The sequence below is a fragment of the Pseudomonas sp. KU26590 genome (assembly GCF_026153515.1).
Classification (GTDB): Bacteria; Pseudomonadota; Gammaproteobacteria; order Pseudomonadales; family Pseudomonadaceae; genus Aquipseudomonas.
Map to the genome: position 1 here is coordinate 1,607,169 of NZ_CP110644.1, position 15,759 is coordinate 1,622,927.

At 60.9% G+C, this 15,759-nt stretch carries 13 protein-coding genes; 7 read left to right on the forward strand and 6 right to left on the reverse strand.

All coding sequences use genetic code 11. The features are described from left to right. Positions 1-533 precede the first annotated feature (533 nt). Genes OKW98_RS07285 through bglX form a run of 3 tightly spaced genes read right to left on the reverse strand, consistent with a single transcriptional unit; the run spans position 534 to position 5,978 of the window. Positions 534-1,880 (reverse strand): sigma-54-dependent transcriptional regulator, encoded by a 1,347-nt coding sequence (locus OKW98_RS07285; protein WP_265388571.1) that lies wholly within the window; start codon positions 1,878-1,880, stop codon positions 534-536. Beyond that, positions 1,874-3,637: a sensor histidine kinase gene (locus tag OKW98_RS07290; RefSeq protein WP_265388572.1), complete on the reverse strand. Its 1,764-nt coding sequence runs from the start codon at positions 3,635-3,637 to the stop codon at positions 1,874-1,876. Before OKW98_RS07290 ends, OKW98_RS07285 begins: the two co-directional genes overlap by 7 nt. A 43-nt stretch (positions 3,638-3,680) precedes the next feature. Continuing rightward, complete coding sequence (gene bglX / locus OKW98_RS07295) at positions 3,681-5,978, reverse strand: beta-glucosidase BglX (protein ID WP_265388573.1); 2,298 nt, start codon at positions 5,976-5,978, stop codon at positions 3,681-3,683. Positions 5,979-6,318: 340 nt separating this feature from the next. Between bglX and OKW98_RS07300 the strand changes: the two genes are divergently transcribed. The 4 genes from OKW98_RS07300 (at position 6,319) to OKW98_RS07315 (ending at position 9,809) form a co-directional block, all read left to right on the forward strand. Next, positions 6,319-6,882, forward strand: a complete 564-nt coding sequence (locus OKW98_RS07300; RefSeq protein ID WP_416148439.1) for a LemA family protein — start codon at positions 6,319-6,321, stop codon at positions 6,880-6,882. Continuing rightward, the gene (locus OKW98_RS07305; protein ID WP_265388575.1) at positions 6,882-7,670 is read left to right on the forward strand and encodes a TPM domain-containing protein; all 789 of its coding nucleotides are present in this window, start codon (positions 6,882-6,884) and stop codon (positions 7,668-7,670) included. Before OKW98_RS07300 ends, OKW98_RS07305 begins: the two co-directional genes overlap by 1 nt. 27 nt (positions 7,671-7,697) lie before the next feature. Then, positions 7,698-8,315, forward strand: coding sequence for a TPM domain-containing protein (locus OKW98_RS07310; RefSeq protein WP_265388576.1), 618 nt, complete (start codon positions 7,698-7,700; stop codon positions 8,313-8,315). A 276-nt stretch (positions 8,316-8,591) separates the two neighbouring features. Beyond that, the gene (locus OKW98_RS07315) at positions 8,592-9,809 is read left to right on the forward strand and encodes a class I SAM-dependent methyltransferase (RefSeq protein WP_265388577.1); all 1,218 of its coding nucleotides are present in this window, start codon (positions 8,592-8,594) and stop codon (positions 9,807-9,809) included. On the opposite strand, the gene OKW98_RS07320 is transcribed toward OKW98_RS07315, so the two are convergent. Beyond that, positions 9,806-10,705 carry a DMT family transporter gene (locus OKW98_RS07320; RefSeq protein WP_265388578.1) on the reverse strand — a complete coding sequence of 300 codons (900 nt, stop codon included), beginning with the start codon at positions 10,703-10,705 and terminating at the stop codon, positions 9,806-9,808. The genes OKW98_RS07315 and OKW98_RS07320 overlap by 4 nt on opposite strands. A 355-nt stretch (positions 10,706-11,060) precedes the next feature. Between OKW98_RS07320 and OKW98_RS07325 the strand changes: the two genes are divergently transcribed. Then, a complete protein-coding gene (locus OKW98_RS07325) occupies positions 11,061-11,291 on the forward strand; it encodes a hypothetical protein (protein WP_265388579.1) in 231 nt (76 codons plus the stop codon). 36 nt (positions 11,292-11,327) lie between these two features. Here the strand turns inward: OKW98_RS07325 and OKW98_RS07330 are convergent, their stop codons facing one another. Then, positions 11,328-12,362: a DUF4917 family protein gene (locus OKW98_RS07330; RefSeq protein ID WP_265388580.1), complete on the reverse strand. Its 1,035-nt coding sequence runs from the start codon at positions 12,360-12,362 to the stop codon at positions 11,328-11,330. A gap of 406 nt (positions 12,363-12,768) precedes the next feature. Between OKW98_RS07330 and OKW98_RS07335 the strand changes: the two genes are divergently transcribed. After that, a complete protein-coding gene (locus OKW98_RS07335) occupies positions 12,769-13,245 on the forward strand; it encodes a hemerythrin domain-containing protein (protein ID WP_265388581.1) in 477 nt (158 codons plus the stop codon). Positions 13,246-13,688: 443 nt separating this feature from the next. After that, positions 13,689-14,459, forward strand: a complete 771-nt coding sequence (locus tag OKW98_RS07340; protein ID WP_265388582.1) for an alpha/beta fold hydrolase — start codon at positions 13,689-13,691, stop codon at positions 14,457-14,459. Between the two features lie 57 nt (positions 14,460-14,516). On the opposite strand, the gene OKW98_RS07345 is transcribed toward OKW98_RS07340, so the two are convergent. Then, positions 14,517-15,326 carry an EAL domain-containing protein gene (locus OKW98_RS07345; protein WP_265388583.1) on the reverse strand — a complete coding sequence of 270 codons (810 nt, stop codon included), beginning with the start codon at positions 15,324-15,326 and terminating at the stop codon, positions 14,517-14,519. Positions 15,327-15,759 lie beyond the last annotated feature (433 nt).

The window sequence follows — 15,759 nt, forward strand, 5'->3', positions numbered from 1 at the left end:
GAAACACCGCGTACCTTAGTGGGACTGGCTTTAGCCGGGAAGGCGTCGGGTGCCGCGCCGCAGAGCAATTGATGTGCCGCAGATCTGAATGCAGGAGCTTGCCTGCGAAAGCGTAGGCATGGACGACCCGTATGCGTTGGATGTACCGGCCTCTTCGCGGGCAAGCGCGCTCCTACACTGATCAGCGGCAGATGAATTCTCGTGGCGTACACACTGGCGTCTTCCCGGCTGAAGCTGGTCCTACAAAAAGCATCGTGCGCATCAAGCGGCAGCCGCCGTGGCCCCGACTTGTGGGACCGGCTTTAGCCGGGAATGCGCCGGGCGGCACGCCGAAGAGGAATGGACGTGCCGCAGATCTGAATGTAGGAGCGCGCTTGCCCGCGAAGGCGTAGGCATGGACGACCCGTATGCGTTGGATGTACCGGCCTCTTCGCGGGCAAGCGCGCTCCTACACCGGTCAGCGGCAGATGAATTCTCGTGGTGTACACACTGGCATCTTCCCGGCTGAAGCCGGTCCTACTGACGCACTGCGCTCATCCTGTAGGACTGACTTCAGCCAGGAAGTCTTCGCGCACCAACCGGTGTCGCTGCATCTTTTCGTTCAGCGTGCGGCGGGGCAGTTGCAGTTCGTGCATGACCGCTTTGATGTCGCCCCGGTGCCGTCGTAACGCCGAACGAAGGCAATGGGCTTCGAACGCTTCTTGCTGCGCCACCAGCGACTGCCCCGCGGGGATGCCTTCCGCAGCCGGACCGTCCAGCCCCAGCACCTGGCGCTCTGCCGCATTCGCCAGCTCGCGTACATTCCCCGGCCAGTCGTGGCTCAGCAGATGACTCAGTTGTTCACCGCTCAACACCGGCGCGCTGCGGCCGAGGCGTTCTGCCGCCTGGCGCGAAAAATGGCTGAACAGCATCGGGATGTCTTCCCGCCTTTCGCGCAGTGCTGGCAGGCGTAACTCGGCGATGTTCAGCCGATACGCCAGATCCTCGCGGAAACGCCCGGCCCTGGCTTCGTCGAGCAGATCGGGCTTGGTCGCTGCAATGATGCGCACATCGATATCGATGCTCTGATTCGAACCCAGTCGCTCGATGCGCCGCTCCTGAATCACCCGCAGCAATTTCACTTGCTGGGCCAGCGGCATGCTTTCGATCTCGTCGAGAAACACCGTGCCGCTGTGGGCGTACTCCAGTTTGCCGATGCGCTTGCCCTGGGCGCCGGTGAACGCGCCGCTTTCGTGGCCGAACAGCTCGGCTTCGAACAACTGCTCCGGGATTGCCGCGCAGTTGACCGCAACGAAGGGTTTGTCTGCCCGAGGGCCGAAATCATGCAGGCAACGTGCGACCATTTCCTTGCCGCTGCCGGTCTCGCCGCGAATCAGCACATTGACCGGCAGTGGCGAGAGGTCCAGCACCTGCCGCCGTAACGTCTGCATCGTCGGCGACATACCCAGCAGCGTTGCATCCAGACGCGAGCGGTTATCCGCCCGTTCATGCAGCGCGCGGTTTTCCAGCACCAGCGCGCGTTTCTCCAATGCCCGCCGCAGGCTGCCGAGCAGGGTTTCCGGGGTGAATGGCTTCTCCAGAAAGTCATAGGCGCCGTCGCGCATGGCGTCCACGGCCATCGGCACGTCACCGTGGCCGGTCAGCAGGATCACCGGCAAGTCGCGATCCCGCCGCTGCAACGCGGCCAGCAACTGCAAGCCATCCATGCCGGGCATGCGCACATCGCTGAGGACCACGCCGGGAAAGTGATCCGGCAGCTGCGCCAGGCATTCCTCGGCACGGCTGAACAGGCGCACCTCGAACCCGGACAGCGTGAGCCATTGCTCCACCGCTTGCCGAATGGGTGCCTCGTCATCCACTACGATTACCGAGTTCAGCATGGGGCGTCGGCCTCCGGGGCCTTGATCAGACAGAAGAAAAACCGCGCGCCGTTATTGACGTTTTCGGCGCTGAGCCGGCCGCCCAGCTCATGGACGATGGCAAATGAAACCGCGAGCCCCAGGCCCAGGCCATCGCCCACCGGTTTGGTGGTGAAAAACGGATCGAAGACGTTGGCCAGATGCTCTTCGGCAATTCCGCCGCCACTGTCGATGACCGAAATGCACCAGTGCTCCCCGTGTTCGTCGATACGGATTTCCAGACGCTTGAGCGGTTTGTCACCCATTGCGTCCAGCGCATTGCGCATCAGGTTGATCAACACCTGTTCCAGCCGAATCGCGTCCCCGCGCACCCACGCCGGACGCGTCAGGTCGAGCACGCAACTGACGCGCTCTTCGCGAATCCGTGCGTCCAGCAACAGCAGCGCCTGATCGACCACGGTGGCCAGATCAAGGCACTCGCGCAGGCCGCTGGGACTTTTGCGGGCGAAAGTTTTCAGGTGACCGGTGAGCGCGGCCATGCGCGTCAATTGCTGATCGAGCAGGCTCAACGCCTTATATGCATCGTCGACACGGCCATGCTCCAGCAACAGACGCAGGGTGGCGAGTTGCATGCGCTGCGCCGTCAGCGGCTGGTTGATTTCGTGGGCGAGGGCGGCGGACATCTGCCCGAGGGCCGCCAGTTTGGTCGACTGCACCAGACCGTCCTGGGCCGTTTGCAGGTCCCGCGTGCGTTCCTCGACCAAGCGTTCAAGCTCCTCGCGACTGCGCTGGCGCACCCGGCCAAGGCGCCAGCGCTGGTACAGAAACAGCCCGAGAAACACCAGCGTCAGCCAGATGCCTGCCGCCGCGAGCCCGGCATTGCGCACATCTTCACTGGCGGGCTGCGGTTTACGCAGCAGGTGCAAGGTCCAGCCCTCGGTCGGCAGGGGCATCGACTGCCACAAATAATCGGCCTGCTCGCTGGGCGCGTCGACGCGGCTGAGCTGGCTGTTCTCGCCAAACGTACGTAGCGGCTCCTGATGCAGGGGCGTCAGCGGCTGCTTGTCGTACTGACGCGTGCTGGCCAGTTCGGCGCGGTCCTGATCAGTGAGGGGTCGCAGGGCCCGGTAGCGCCAGCCCGGCTGGTTGGCGATGAAGACGATGCCCTTGGCATCGCTGACCAGCAGCAGGTCATCGTTTTGCGCCCAGGTGTGCTCCAGGTCCGGAAACTCCAGCTTGACCACCATCGCACCGATGAACTGCCCGGCCTCGTCACGCACCGCGTTCGACAGGAAATAACCCGGGATGCCGCTGGTCACGCCCACGGCATAAAAGCGCCCGACGCCAGTGGCACGGGTTTGGGTGAAATAGGGGCGGAAGCCGTAGTTGTGGCCCACATAGCTGCTCGGCAGACGCCAGTTGCTGGCGCCGACGGCAAGTCCGTTGCGGTCGAGCAGTTCGAGGGTGGAGGACTGGGCAGCGCCGTTGATCTGCTCCAGTTTGAGATTGAGCGCCTGGGTGGTGTCGGCGCTGACCGGTCCGCTCAGCGCCCCCCGCAGCTGCGGATCGAGGGCCAGAACAGCCGGCAGTGCCCGGTAGCGCTCGATCAGGGTTTGCAGCGTGTTGGCGTAGAGCGCCAGCCGATCCCTGGAACGTTCAGCGTCGTCTTCCAGGGCATGCTGCTGAGCCTGATGCATCGCCAGCGTCGCCGCAATGGCGGCACCGGCGAGGATCAGTGACACATAGAGCCCAAGGCGGACGGAACGGGGCATGGGCATGACCTCCTTTCAGTGGCTGGCGCATTCGCCCCGGATTCCTGCCTTACAGCAAATTGAACGTCGTCTCTTTCACGTTCTCCGAATCCAGGCCGATCATCAGCTTGAACTCGCCCGCCTCGGCCGCGTACTTCAGCGACGGGTTAAAGAACTTCAGGTCTTCTTCGGTCAAGGTGAAGCTCACGGATTTTTCTTCTCCGGGGTTCAGCATGACCTTCTGGAAGTTCTTCAGCTCTTTGACCGGGCGGCTGATCGATGCGGCGACGTCGCGCAGGTACAGCTGGACCACGGTTTCACCGGCGACCTTGCCGGTGTTCTTGACCATGACGCTGGCGGTCAGCTTGTCCTTGCGAGTCATCTTGCTGATCGACAGGGTGATGTCCGACACGCTGAACTGCGTATAGCTCAGGCCGTAACCAAACGGAAACAGCGGGCTGGTCGGCTCTTCGAAGTAGTTCGAGGTGTAGTTCGAATCGTTCGGGCGATACGGGCGACCGGTGTTCAGGTGGTTGTAGTAAGCCGGCACCTGACCCACGGAACGCGGGAAGGTCATCGGCAGTTTGCCGGACGGGTTGTAGTCGCCGAACAGCACGTCGGCCAAAGCATTGCCGCCCTCGGTGCCGAGGAACCAGCTTTCGACCATGGCGTCGGCCAGCTCGTTTTCTTCACCCAGCGCCAGCGGTCGGCCGTTCATCAGCACCAGCACCAGCGGTTTGCCCGTGGCCTTGAGTGCGCGGATCAGCTCCCGTTGACGGCCCGGGATCACCAGGTCGACGCGGCTCGCCGCTTCGTGGGACATGTTGCGCGACTCACCGACCACCGCCACCACGACGTCCGCCTGCTGCGCGGCCTTGACCGCTTCGTCGATCATCTCCTGCTCGGGACGCGGGTCGATGGCGATCTGGTCGTCCATCTTGTTCAGGTAAGTGATGGCGTGCTGGTTGTCGGTGACGTTGGAGCCCAGCGCATAAATCAGCTTGGCCTTGTCGCCAACCGCCGCCGCAATGCCGTCGTAGGCATTGACGGTCTGACGCGCCAGGCCGGCCGCCGACCAGCTGCCCAGCATGTCCATCGAGCTCTTGGCCAGCGGGCCGATCACGGCGATGGTGCCTTGCTTCTTCAGCGGCAGGGTGTCGTTCTGGTTCTTCAGCAGCACGACGCTCTTGCGTGCGACGTCGCGGGCTTCGGCGCGGTGCAGACGGTTTTCCGCGTTACGGTCGGCCGGGTCGTCCACCGCCGCGCCGATGCGCAGGTACGGGTTGGCGAACAGGCCCATTTCCCACTTGGCACCGAGCACTTCACGCACGGCATTGTCGACTTCTTTCTCCGACACTTCGCCGCTCTTCACCAACCCCGGCAGTTCTTCGCCGTAGGCCTTGTCGTTCATGCTCAGGTCGACGCCAGCCTTGATCGCCAGCTTGGCGGCTTCGCGGAAGTCCTTGGCCACACCGTGGTCGATCAATTCCTTGATCGCGCCGTGGTCGCTGACGGTCACGCCTTTGAAGCCCCAATCCCGGCGCAGCACGTCCTGCAGCAGCCAGGCGTTGGCCGTGGAAGGCACGCCATTGATGGAATTGAGCGCGATCATCACGCCCCCTGCGCCAGCATCAATCGACGCGCGATACGGCGGCAAGTAGTCCTGCTGCATGCGCACCGGGCTCATGTCGACGGTGTTGTAATCGCGACCGCCCTCGACCGCGCCATACAGGGCAAAGTGCTTGACCACCGCCATGATGCTGTTGGGCGCCTGCATGCTGGTGCCTTGAAACGCACGGGTCATGGTGGCGGAGATGCGCGACACCAGATACGTGTCCTCGCCGAAGCCTTCGGAGCTGCGGCCCCAACGTGCGTCGCGGGTGATGTCGACCATGGGCGCGAAAGTCATGTCCACGCCGTCGGCGGCGGCTTCGATCGCCGACACGCGGCCGGTGCGGGTGATGGCGTTCATGTCCCAGGTCGACGCGAGACCCAGGCTGATCGGGAATACCGTGCGCTGGCCGTGGACGACGTCATAGGCGAAGAACATCGGGATCTTGTTGCGGCTGTGCCCGGCAGCGTCCTGCATGGCGCGGTTGTCCGGCAGCACGACGGAGTTGAACGTGCCGCCGATGCGACCTGCGGTGATTTCCTTGACGATTTCCGACTTGGGCATTTCCGGGCCAATGCTGATCAGGCGCAGTTGGCCGATCTTCTCGTCGAGGGTCATTTGCTTCATCAGGTTGGCGATGAATGCATTCTTGGCTTGCAGCGTAGACGGGGTGCCGACGCCAGTGGTGGCGTTTTCGGCCCAGGCGGACTGACTGACCAGGCCGATGACGAGACTCAGGAAACACAGCTTATTCATGTATGGTTTTCTCAAGGCGTTGCCGGCAACTCGCGCGTAATACCGGTCAGCCATTGTTATAGGTGTCGAACCTTTGGTTTTATTGTCGTCAGGACGGCAACGTCGCTGAACTCCTGCCTCATATGAGTATCAGTAGCGCAACGAGTTTTATCTGATTGTGGCCCGGCAATCCAGAGCCCTGACAACGCGATGGTGCGCGATTATGCCGGGGATCACCCGGTTTGGCTAAAGTCATGACTGACAGGACTAATTATTGATGAGTACAGGGAGCACGCACGCCATGCAAACAGAGCGTTATGACCACAGCCGGGGCAGTCGTTACAAATTGTCACTGGCGTTGATGATGCTGCTGACGACCCTGTTGTCCGGGTGCGGGATCAACAACATTCCGACCTACGACGAGCAGGTCAAGGCTGCCTGGGCACAGGTGCAGAACCAGTATCAACGCCGCGCCGACCTGATCCCGAACCTGGTGGAAACGGTGAAGGGTTACGCCAAGCAAGAGCAGGACACCCTGACCGCTGTTATCGAAGCGCGGGCCAAGGCGACGTCGATTCAGGTGGACGCCAGCACCCTGAACGATCCGGCCAAGCTCAAGCAGTTCCAGGACGCCCAAGGTCAGCTGACCGGCGCATTGAGCCGCTTGATGGTGGTCTCGGAACGCTATCCGGACCTGAAATCCAACCAGAACTTCCTCGCGCTGCAATCGCAGCTTGAAGGCACCGAGAACCGCATTGCGGTGGCCCGTCGCGACTTCATTACGGCGGTCGAGCGTTACAACACCGAGATCCGCACCTTTCCGGGCCGTCTGTGGCACACAGTGATGTACAGCGATCTGCCGATACGTCCGAACTTTGAAGCCACTGCCGCTGACGCTGATAAAGCGCCGCAAGTGAAGTTCTGATGGGACGCGCGCGCCGGGGAGTGCTGGTCGCGTTACTGACGATGTCGGTGGGTGTGTTTGCCCAGTGGGCGCAAGCCGACCTCACGTTTCCGCCGCTGACCGGGCGCGTCGTCGACACCGCCGGGATGATCGACGGCCCGAGCAAAGAGCATCTCGAGCAGATGCTGCGCGCCCATGAAGAGCTGACCACCGAGCAAGTGGTGGTGGTCACGCTGCCTGACTTGCAGGGTTCGACCATTGAGGACTACGGCTATCAGCTGGGTCGTCACTGGGGCATCGGGCAGAAGGGCAAGGACAACGGCGCCTTGTTGGTGGTCGCCCGCGACGAGCGCAAGGTGCGCATCGAAGTGGGTTACGGCCTGGAAGATCGTCTGACGGATGCGCAGTCATCGGTGATCATCAATCAGATCATCACGCCAGCGTTCCGGCAGGGTGATTTTGTCGGCGGTATCTCCAAAGGCGCCGAGGCAATGGTGCAGGTGCTCGGTGGCGATCCCCTTGCCGAGCCCGCTGTCGGCGCGACCGGCAGCGCAGCGGCGAACGAGGATGAAGGCGTCGACTGGAAAGTGATCCTTCTGTTTCTGGTGTTGTTCGTGGTCATCAGTTACATCAGCGCACGTTCCGGGCGGGGCAGGTCCATCGGCTCCGGTGGCGGCGGCTTCGGCGGTTTCGGTTCTGGCGGCTCAGGCGGCTTCGGTTCCGGCGGTTCAGGCTCAGGCTCAGGCTCGGGCGGTATGCGCGGTGGCGGTGGCGGTTTTGGCGGGGGCGGTGCCTCCGGTGGCTGGTAGTCGTTCGCTCAGGAAGGGTTTACGTGCATGACATTGCTCAATAAAGACGAACAGCAGCGGGTGGCCCACGCCATCGAGACCGTCGAGCGTCAGACCGACGCGGAACTGGTGACGGTGCTGGCGACCAGCGCTGACGACTACACCTACGTGCCGCTAATCTGGGCCGGGGTCGTCGCGTTACTGGTGCCAGGGCTGATCAACCTGCTGACCGGCTGGCTCAGTGCCAATCATCTGCTGCTGGTGCAGGTCGTCACGTTCATCGTGGTGGCGCTGGTGTGCCGGTTGCCTGGCATCACCACCCGGCTGGTGCCTGTTCGCGTGCGGCACTGGCGGGCTGGTAATCTGGCCCGTCGGCAGTTTCTCGAACAGAACCTCCATGCCACCGCCAATGGCACCGGCGTGCTGATTTTTGTCAGCGAGGCGGAGCGTTACGTCGAGATCATCGTCGACGACGGCATTGCCCGACGCGTAGACAACGACGTCTGGCGCGCGATGGTCGAGACGTTCACCAAGCAGGTGAAGGACGGCCGGATTCTGGAAGGGTTTGTAGGGTGCATCCGTTCATGCGGCGACGTGCTGAGCGAGCACGTGCCCGTGACCACGGCGCGCAACGAGTTGCCAAATCGGTTGGTGGTTTTAGAGTGAGTCGTACTTGATCGCTGCAGCGCAGATCTTCGCAGGCCATTCGGCTGTCTGTAGGAGCCGGCTTGCTGGCGAACCTGATCGAGCAGTCCATATTGCAGCGCCTGACCAGACGTATTCGCCAGCAAGCCGGCTCCCACAGAGGGGTATCGCTGTGCGACCGCGTGGTGTCAGGACAATAGGGATTCCCGCATGTCATCTGATCCGAATTAATTGCACCTACCGCTCACGACCCGCCTAAAATAGCGCCTCGCATTTCCGCTCCCGAGGCGCTTTCCGATGTCCGTTACCGCACCCGCCACCGTTCCTGCGCAGGACCACCGCGCTCAGTTCCTGAGTCTGCTCGACACCTGCCTGACGCAAAATTCGCTGATCAAACTGGTGCTGGCCAAGTACGTCGGAAGTGAAGCGGAGTTGCAGCGGGTCATCATCAAGCCCGTCACGGTCAAGGATCAGCCGTGCCTGTCCTTCGTCTATCGCTACAAGACGCGCGACATCACCAAGAATCACCCCCTCGCCGAGGCGCAGACGCTGATCGCCAGCCTGCTGCCCGAGTCCTTCAAGAACGCTCATCTGCTGTCGCTCACCGATGAAGTGCAGCTGGAGTTCAGCAAGAAGGGCAAGAGCACGCTGTTCCGCAACAAGGCCCAGCAAGAACGAGAAGCCCCGACGGCCGAGCATGACCGTGAGAAGAAGCGTTATCTGGAACTGAGCCGGCCGTTCCTGACCGACCTTGGCGTGACCAACAAGCAACACGAGCTGATCCCGGCGATGTCGCGCAAGTGGAAGCAGATCAACAAGTTCATCGAAGTGTTTTCCCACGCGCTGGCGACCTCACCGATCAAGCTGGACACACCGGTCACGGTGGCGGACTTCGGTTCGGGCAAGGGCTATCTGACCTTCGCCATCCACGACTACCTGCGCAACACCTTGCAGGCCGAAGGCAATGTCACCGGCGTCGAGTTGCGCGAGGACATGGTCACCCTGTGCAACAACGCGGCCGCGCGGCTTGAGCATCCGGGTCTGGTGTTCAAGTGCGGTGACGTGCGTTCGGTGGCGCCCAGCGAACTGGACGTGATGATCGCCTTGCACGCCTGCGACATCGCCACCGATTACGCGATCCACACCGGCATCCGCTCGGGCGCCTCAATCATCATGTGTTCGCCGTGCTGCCACAAACAGATCCGCCTGCAGATCCAGAGCCCGACGCTGCTCAAGCCGATGCTGCAATACGGTTTGCACATGGGCCAGCAGGCCGAGATGGTCACCGATGCCTTGCGCGCGTTGCTGCTGGAAGCCTGCGGCTATGAAACCAAGGTCTTCGAGTTCATCTCGCTGGAGCACACCAACAAGAACAAGATGATTCTGGCGGTCAAGCGCGCCACCCCGGCGAATCCTGCCGAGCTGCTGGCGAAGATTCAGGAGCTGAAAGTGTTCTATGGCATTCAGGAGCAGTGCCTGGAAAGCCTGCTCCTGGCGGACGGCCTGCTGGGCTAGACCCGAGCAGCCGCCACCGGCCTGGGTGCAATCACAGCCGTTTTGCGCCCGATGGCCAGCGTGACCACGACACCGGCGGCGAAGATCCAGGTCGTCGGGTCGATATGCTCACCGAAAAACAGCGCCGAAAAGGCCATGGTGAAGAACAGCTGCACCAGCTGAATCTGGCTGACCCGCGCGATGCCGCCCATGGCCAGCCCGGCGTACCAGGCGAAGAAGCCGATGAATTGCGAGAACAGCGACACGTACCCGAACGCCCACCAGGTGCCGGGGGAGATCGGGCCCTGGTGCTGCCACGCCAGATAGCTGACGGGCACGATCAGCACCGGGATCGAAATCACCAGCGCCCAGCAGATCACCTGCCAGCCACCCATCTCCTTGGCCAGGCGGCCACCCTCGGCGTACCCCAGCCCGCCAATCGCCACCGCACCCACCATCAGTAAGTCACCGGCCTGTAGATTCCCGGCGCCGCTGATCAGCGCGTAACCCAGCACCAGAACGCTGCCCATGGCCGCGCAGGCCCAGAAGGCTTTCGACGGGCGTTCGTGGGAGAGCCATGCGGCGTAGACGGCAACCAGCAGCGGTTGCAGGCCATTGACCAGTGCGCCGTGGGAGGCAGGCAGGGTTTTCATGGCCCAGGCCGACAGTACCGGGAACCCGACGATCACCCCCAGCGCGACCACCATCAGCGCCCTGAACTGCGTGCGGGTCGGCCATTTTTCTCTGCGCCACAGCAGCAACGCCGCCGCCGGTACCGCCGCGAACAAGGCGCGGCCCAGCCCGTTGAGCAAGGGATGGATTTCCTGCACCACGATGCGGGTCATGGGCAGCGTCAGGCTGAAGATCACCACGCCGATCAGTCCGAGGACCATTCCGGTGTTTTCACGAGAGGACATAAAGGGTCGTGCCTTGTTCTTGTTGGTGCGAAACGCGTGCGTATTCAGCCACAGAACCAGAGTGGCGGCCCTTTACAGATGCGCTCGGAATCGTCCGTACACTTTCTGCTTTAATGCTGCGGCGCGCAAACCGGCCTCTTCCCGGCTGAAGCCGGCCCTACTAATCGAACGCGGTGTAGTAGGACCGGCTTCAGCCGGGAAGTAGGGCAAGGCGCGAGGGGGGAAAAGCCGTTTTCGAGGATTTTGTGGCTGCAGGCTGAATCGTTCTAAATGTTGGTGCAGAACTTGAATGCAACGTTCCTGCAACAGTTTGAATGTCAAATGGGTGCCGTCGAATTCAGCCAGGAGAACCATCGTGTCGGTTATCGAAAAATGGGCGTTGCAGGGTGTTGTGGTATTCCTTTTCGCATGGATGGCAACGGCGGCGGCTCAATGGTCAGGCAGCGTCGTGCACACGACGAGCAGCGACCGACTCGCCGCCCTCAGCAGCATGCGCCTGAGCACCGAATCGGTCGCCACCAGCGTCAATAAACATTCGCAGGGTAGGGCAGTGGTGGTGGGGTCGTTGTCGGAAGGTAACGAGTAAAGGGCAGGGGCTGGGAAGATTGGAAGCGATACCCCCTCAGCTCTTCTTCAGTTCCAGCGCTTCCTTCAACCGCGCCACCGGTACCGCGAGCGTCGGATCGCCGAGCGGGTGGGTGGTGGCGTTGAAGAATGTCAGCTCGATGTTCTGCCCTTCAAACAGTTCGCTGTAGCGGCGTTTCTGGTGCTGGATGAACGCGTCACTGCGCGGCAGCACCGAGATGGCGATACGCTTGGGACGGGCCTGGAGAATGGCGTTGAGGATGTGTCGATCCTGCTTGCCCAGCGAGTGGCCAAAGACGCACAAAGCGCCCTGGTGCTGCGCCAGTTGAGCGTGGCAAAACGACAGGTAGTCCGAGCCGCGGATGATCTTCATCTTGTCGTCGCTGCGCCCCTCGCAGACAAACAGCGGCACATCCTCCAGCGCGTTGATGGCGAAACTGCCCAGCAGTGTGCTTTCCGAGGACATCAGCTTGCGCGCTGTGCCATCGAAGTTCTTCACCAGATGCATGCCGCCGTGCAGGTACAAAATGCGCGTAGCATGGCTGTCGGTGCGGTGCAGGTTGAATACAGCGTCATCGTCGAACAGATCATCGAACGGCTGCGCGCCATGCATCGCCGCCCAGTACGCCAGCAGGTCGTAGTTGGTGGAATACACCGTCTGGTACTGGCTCAAGGCTCCGCTGATCCTGGCGATGGTCGCCGCTTCCATCAGCCGCCACGGAATATGCGCCGAGCGGATGCCGTGAATCAGGGCTTCCTTGATTGCGAAATAGCGATTGCGTGGCGATGACGAGCCAATGGTCAGCGCCGCATTCACCCGCATGGCGACTTTCAAGCCGCTGAGCACGGGTTCGAAATTCTCCGTTTCCATGGATTTGAACAGCGCCAGCTCGGTCGCGCTCAGGGGTTTGTTGCGCGTGGTCTGCGCCAACTCGAACAACGAGTCGTAGGCGAAGTTCTTCCACACGGCAAGACTGGCGCCGTTGCCCAGCAGCAATCCCGGGCAGGGATTGGCGGCTTGCAGCGTGTTCCAGTCGGCCAGTTCGGCATCAAAATCCGTGAATTCCATCATCTCGCTTCGCTTTCAGGTGAGCAGGTACTGACCGGACGCCAGAACGGAGGGGACTTATAGAAACCCAGGTCGACATTGTCAACGCGGCATGCCGGCTCCGAACGTTCGATGAGGGGGCCGCTGGTCTCGGTAACGTCTATAGAGTGTGTGGCCATTGTAAGGTTTAACAAATGGGGCACTCAGGAGGGTAATAAATCATGCAGATAGGAACTCGTGATCTGCACTATCCGTTTGAGAAGTTTCATGCAGCTTGCACGATTTCGTGTTTCCTCTGTTTTTCTAATTAACTGATTAGTTGGGCTTTTCAACACATCCCTATTTCGGCACGCTCGATGCAACTCTCATCACGAACCTGCAGGGTCGGCACATAGATCGATCCGCTTACCGTGATCCAGAGGAAATTAATATGAACGCCATCGAACTGTTGAAATCCGACCATGAACGCGTCAAAGCCATTCTGACCCAACTGAGCGAGTCGACCGAGCGCGGCGTGAAAAAGCGCACCGACTTGCTGGCCAAGCTGGAGATGGAAATCACCATCCATACCAAGATTGAAGAAGAAATTCTCTATCCGGCGTTTAAAGAGGCGGGCGGTAAAGAGCAGGACATCATGTATTACGAAGCCAAGGAAGAGCACCGCACCGTTGACGCCCTGGTGCTGCCCGACCTCAAGCAAACTGATCCTGGGACACCGGAGTTTTCCGGTCGTGTGAAAGTGGTCAAAGAGCTGCTGGAGCACCACATCGAGGAAGAAGAGGAAGAAATGTTCCCGCAAGCTGAAAAGTTGCTGGGCAAGAAAAAGCTGGAAGAGCTTGGCGCGCAAATGGAAGCGATGAAGGCCGAGTACAAGAAGTCCCTGTCGTCGCCGAGCCTTGCGGCGTAAGCATTCGTCTAATGAACAAGCCCGGATTTTTCCGGGCTTTTTTCTGGGTGATGGTTTATGTGTCTGTCAGTCGTCAGGCGCACTTGCTGACCTCTTCCCGGCTAAAGCCGGTCCTACATTTAAATCGCATGCATCCAGTTGGACTGGCGTTGGCCTCCATTGTGGGACCGGCTTTAGCCGGGAAAGCGTCAGCCGACACGCTGCAGAACTGATGACGAACACACTTGCCTCTTCCCGGCTAAAGCCAGTCCCACAAAAAAACGCCAGCTTTGTATACCCGTGTATCCAGCCCCCCTACCGACACGCGCTGATTTAAAGCTCCCCCTCAGCGACACATTGCAGATACGTGCAGCGCATTCAATGGTTCACAGCGAAGAGCGGAGTCAGGCTTTGGCCATCCCGGCCAAGCCCCCGACCATGAATGCACACTGAGGAAGCACCCCATGAACAGAATCAACGCGTCATTGCTGCTAAGCGTTTTTACGGCGGGCGCCCTGGCGCTGGGCGTTGCGAGTGCGGCGCAGGCTGCACCGGTGAAGAATATCGTGTTGGTGCACGGCGCCTTTGTGAACGGGTCGGGCTGGAAGCCGGTTTACGAGATCCTGAGCAAGGACGGGTACAACGTCTCGATCGCTGAGCACCCACTGACGTCGTTCACCGATGACGTGACAGCGGTGAAGCGCATCGTTGACCAGCAGGACGGCCCGACGATTCTGGTCGGTCACAGCTATGGCGGCGCGATCATCACGGATGTCGGCAATGACGCTCACGTCGTGGGATTGGTGTACATCGCTGCCCACGCGCTGGACCAGGGTGAAACCGAAGCGCAGAACGGCAAGCTCTACCCCAACGCCACCAAAGCGGTGAAAAAGACCGCTGACGGCTTCCTGTCCCTCGACCCTGCGTTCTACCCGGCAGACTTCGCAGCCGACCTGCCCAAGGCTCAGGCTGAATTCGAAGCCATTTCCCAGGCACCGACCGCCGCGTCAGTGTTCACCGCACCCGCTGGCGTGCCCGCGTGGAAGACCAAGCCTAGCTGGTACGCAGTGGCCGGAGCAGACCGGATCATCAACCCGGACCTTGAGCGCATGTACGCCAAACGGGCCAACAGCCACAGCATCGAGATCAAAGGCGCCAGTCACTCGGTGTACCAGTCCCGTCCCCAGGAAGTGGCCGCGTTGATCGAAGAGGCAGCCACCCACGCGGCGGATTGACCTATCGCTGTTACCGCTGACCTGCAACCCGTGCAACGTCGCAGGATGCCTTGCAAATCAGGCCAATCCGACAACGTCTGGTGCACATATCAGATCCAAAGGCATCGATTGCAATTGCCCAACCATGGGTCTGGCAAACAGATAGCCCTGCATGAGGTCGACGCCCAGATCCAACAGGGCGTCGCGCTCCTCGCGGGTCTCGATGCCCTCTGCAACGACCGTGATGCCAATGCGCTTGGACACCAGCACGATCCCCTCAACAATCGCCCGCCGCACGGGATCTTCGTTAATGCTTCGGGTCAGCGCCATGTCGATTTTCAAGACGTGTGGCTGAAACATCGCCAGCATATTGAGGCCGGAATAACCTGAACCGAAATCATCGATGGCGGTGGTAAAACCTTGCCGTGCGTACTCTTCGAAAATGGATTTGAGGTGGTTCGGGTCCTCCACGCGCTCGCCTTCGGTGACTTCGAACATGAGCCGATCCACCGGAAAATCGAACGTCCGCGACGCTTCAAGTGTTGCCCGAATGCACGTCTCGGCGCGATACACCGCATTAGGCAGGAAGTTGATACTCAGCTTGCAGTCTGGAATCGCGGGCAGGCCCAGCTGAGTCGCGAGCTCAATGGCCCTGACCCGGCACGCCTGATCGAACCGGTAACGATTGCCGTCGTTTACCTGACCCAGAATGAACGCAGCGGACTCGCCGTTGACGCCACGGACCAGCGCCTCGTAGGCGAAGGGCGCACCCGTGGTGACGTTGAAAATAGGCTGGAAGGCCATGGTGAAGTCGAAACCCAGCGCTTCCAGATTTCGACACTCAGCGCAGCCAATGGATTCGAAGGTTGCCAGGGGTATGCGTTGCATGATCGTCAGTGCCTTGAGAGTTCGTCGCTCGATGTCTGAATTTTTAGCGACTGGTTTCTCTGTATCGGCAGCGTGCGAGAAATCTGTTCTGCGGATTTAGGGCAGGGGATTAGCGGTAACGAAGTCTTTGGTTGGGCGGGCGTGTTTCGACTGATTGACCTGGACAGGTCGGGGCTGAAGCGGGTGCTATCTGAACAGGGGAGGGCGGCTTGAAAAGCCTGAAAACACTGGGGGAGATGGAGCGGGTAGAGGGAATCGAACCCTTATTGGACAATTTCTTGCTGAAGCGTGTATGTGTTTAGTCCGGCAATCCTTGCTTCCCCCCGCGCCAGCAGGCCAACCTGGCAGATTTCCACGGTGCACCATGGTGCACGAATACTCTGATCTAGCTTTAGGCGCAGAACGCACGCAATCAGGCGCATTCGGTGAGCAC

Coding starts and splice junctions, on each gene's coding strand:
- OKW98_RS07285 (WP_265388571.1), bottom strand. CDS start 1,880: ATGCTGAACTCGGTAATCGTAGTGGATGACGAGGCACCCATTCGGCAA.
- OKW98_RS07290 (WP_265388572.1), bottom strand. CDS start 3,637: ATGCCCATGCCCCGTTCCGTCCGCCTTGGGCTCTATGTGTCACTGATC.
- bglX (WP_265388573.1), bottom strand. CDS start 5,978: ATGAATAAGCTGTGTTTCCTGAGTCTCGTCATCGGCCTGGTCAGTCAG.
- OKW98_RS07300 (WP_416148439.1), top strand. CDS start 6,319: ATGATGCTGCTGACGACCCTGTTGTCCGGGTGCGGGATCAACAACATT.
- OKW98_RS07305 (WP_265388575.1), top strand. CDS start 6,882: ATGGGACGCGCGCGCCGGGGAGTGCTGGTCGCGTTACTGACGATGTCG.
- OKW98_RS07310 (WP_265388576.1), top strand. CDS start 7,698: ATGACATTGCTCAATAAAGACGAACAGCAGCGGGTGGCCCACGCCATC.
- OKW98_RS07315 (WP_265388577.1), top strand. CDS start 8,592: ATGTCCGTTACCGCACCCGCCACCGTTCCTGCGCAGGACCACCGCGCT.
- OKW98_RS07320 (WP_265388578.1), bottom strand. CDS start 10,705: ATGTCCTCTCGTGAAAACACCGGAATGGTCCTCGGACTGATCGGCGTG.
- OKW98_RS07330 (WP_265388580.1), bottom strand. CDS start 12,362: ATGATGGAATTCACGGATTTTGATGCCGAACTGGCCGACTGGAACACG.
- OKW98_RS07335 (WP_265388581.1), top strand. CDS start 12,769: ATGAACGCCATCGAACTGTTGAAATCCGACCATGAACGCGTCAAAGCC.
- OKW98_RS07340 (WP_265388582.1), top strand. CDS start 13,689: ATGAACAGAATCAACGCGTCATTGCTGCTAAGCGTTTTTACGGCGGGC.
- OKW98_RS07345 (WP_265388583.1), bottom strand. CDS start 15,326: ATGCAACGCATACCCCTGGCAACCTTCGAATCCATTGGCTGCGCTGAG.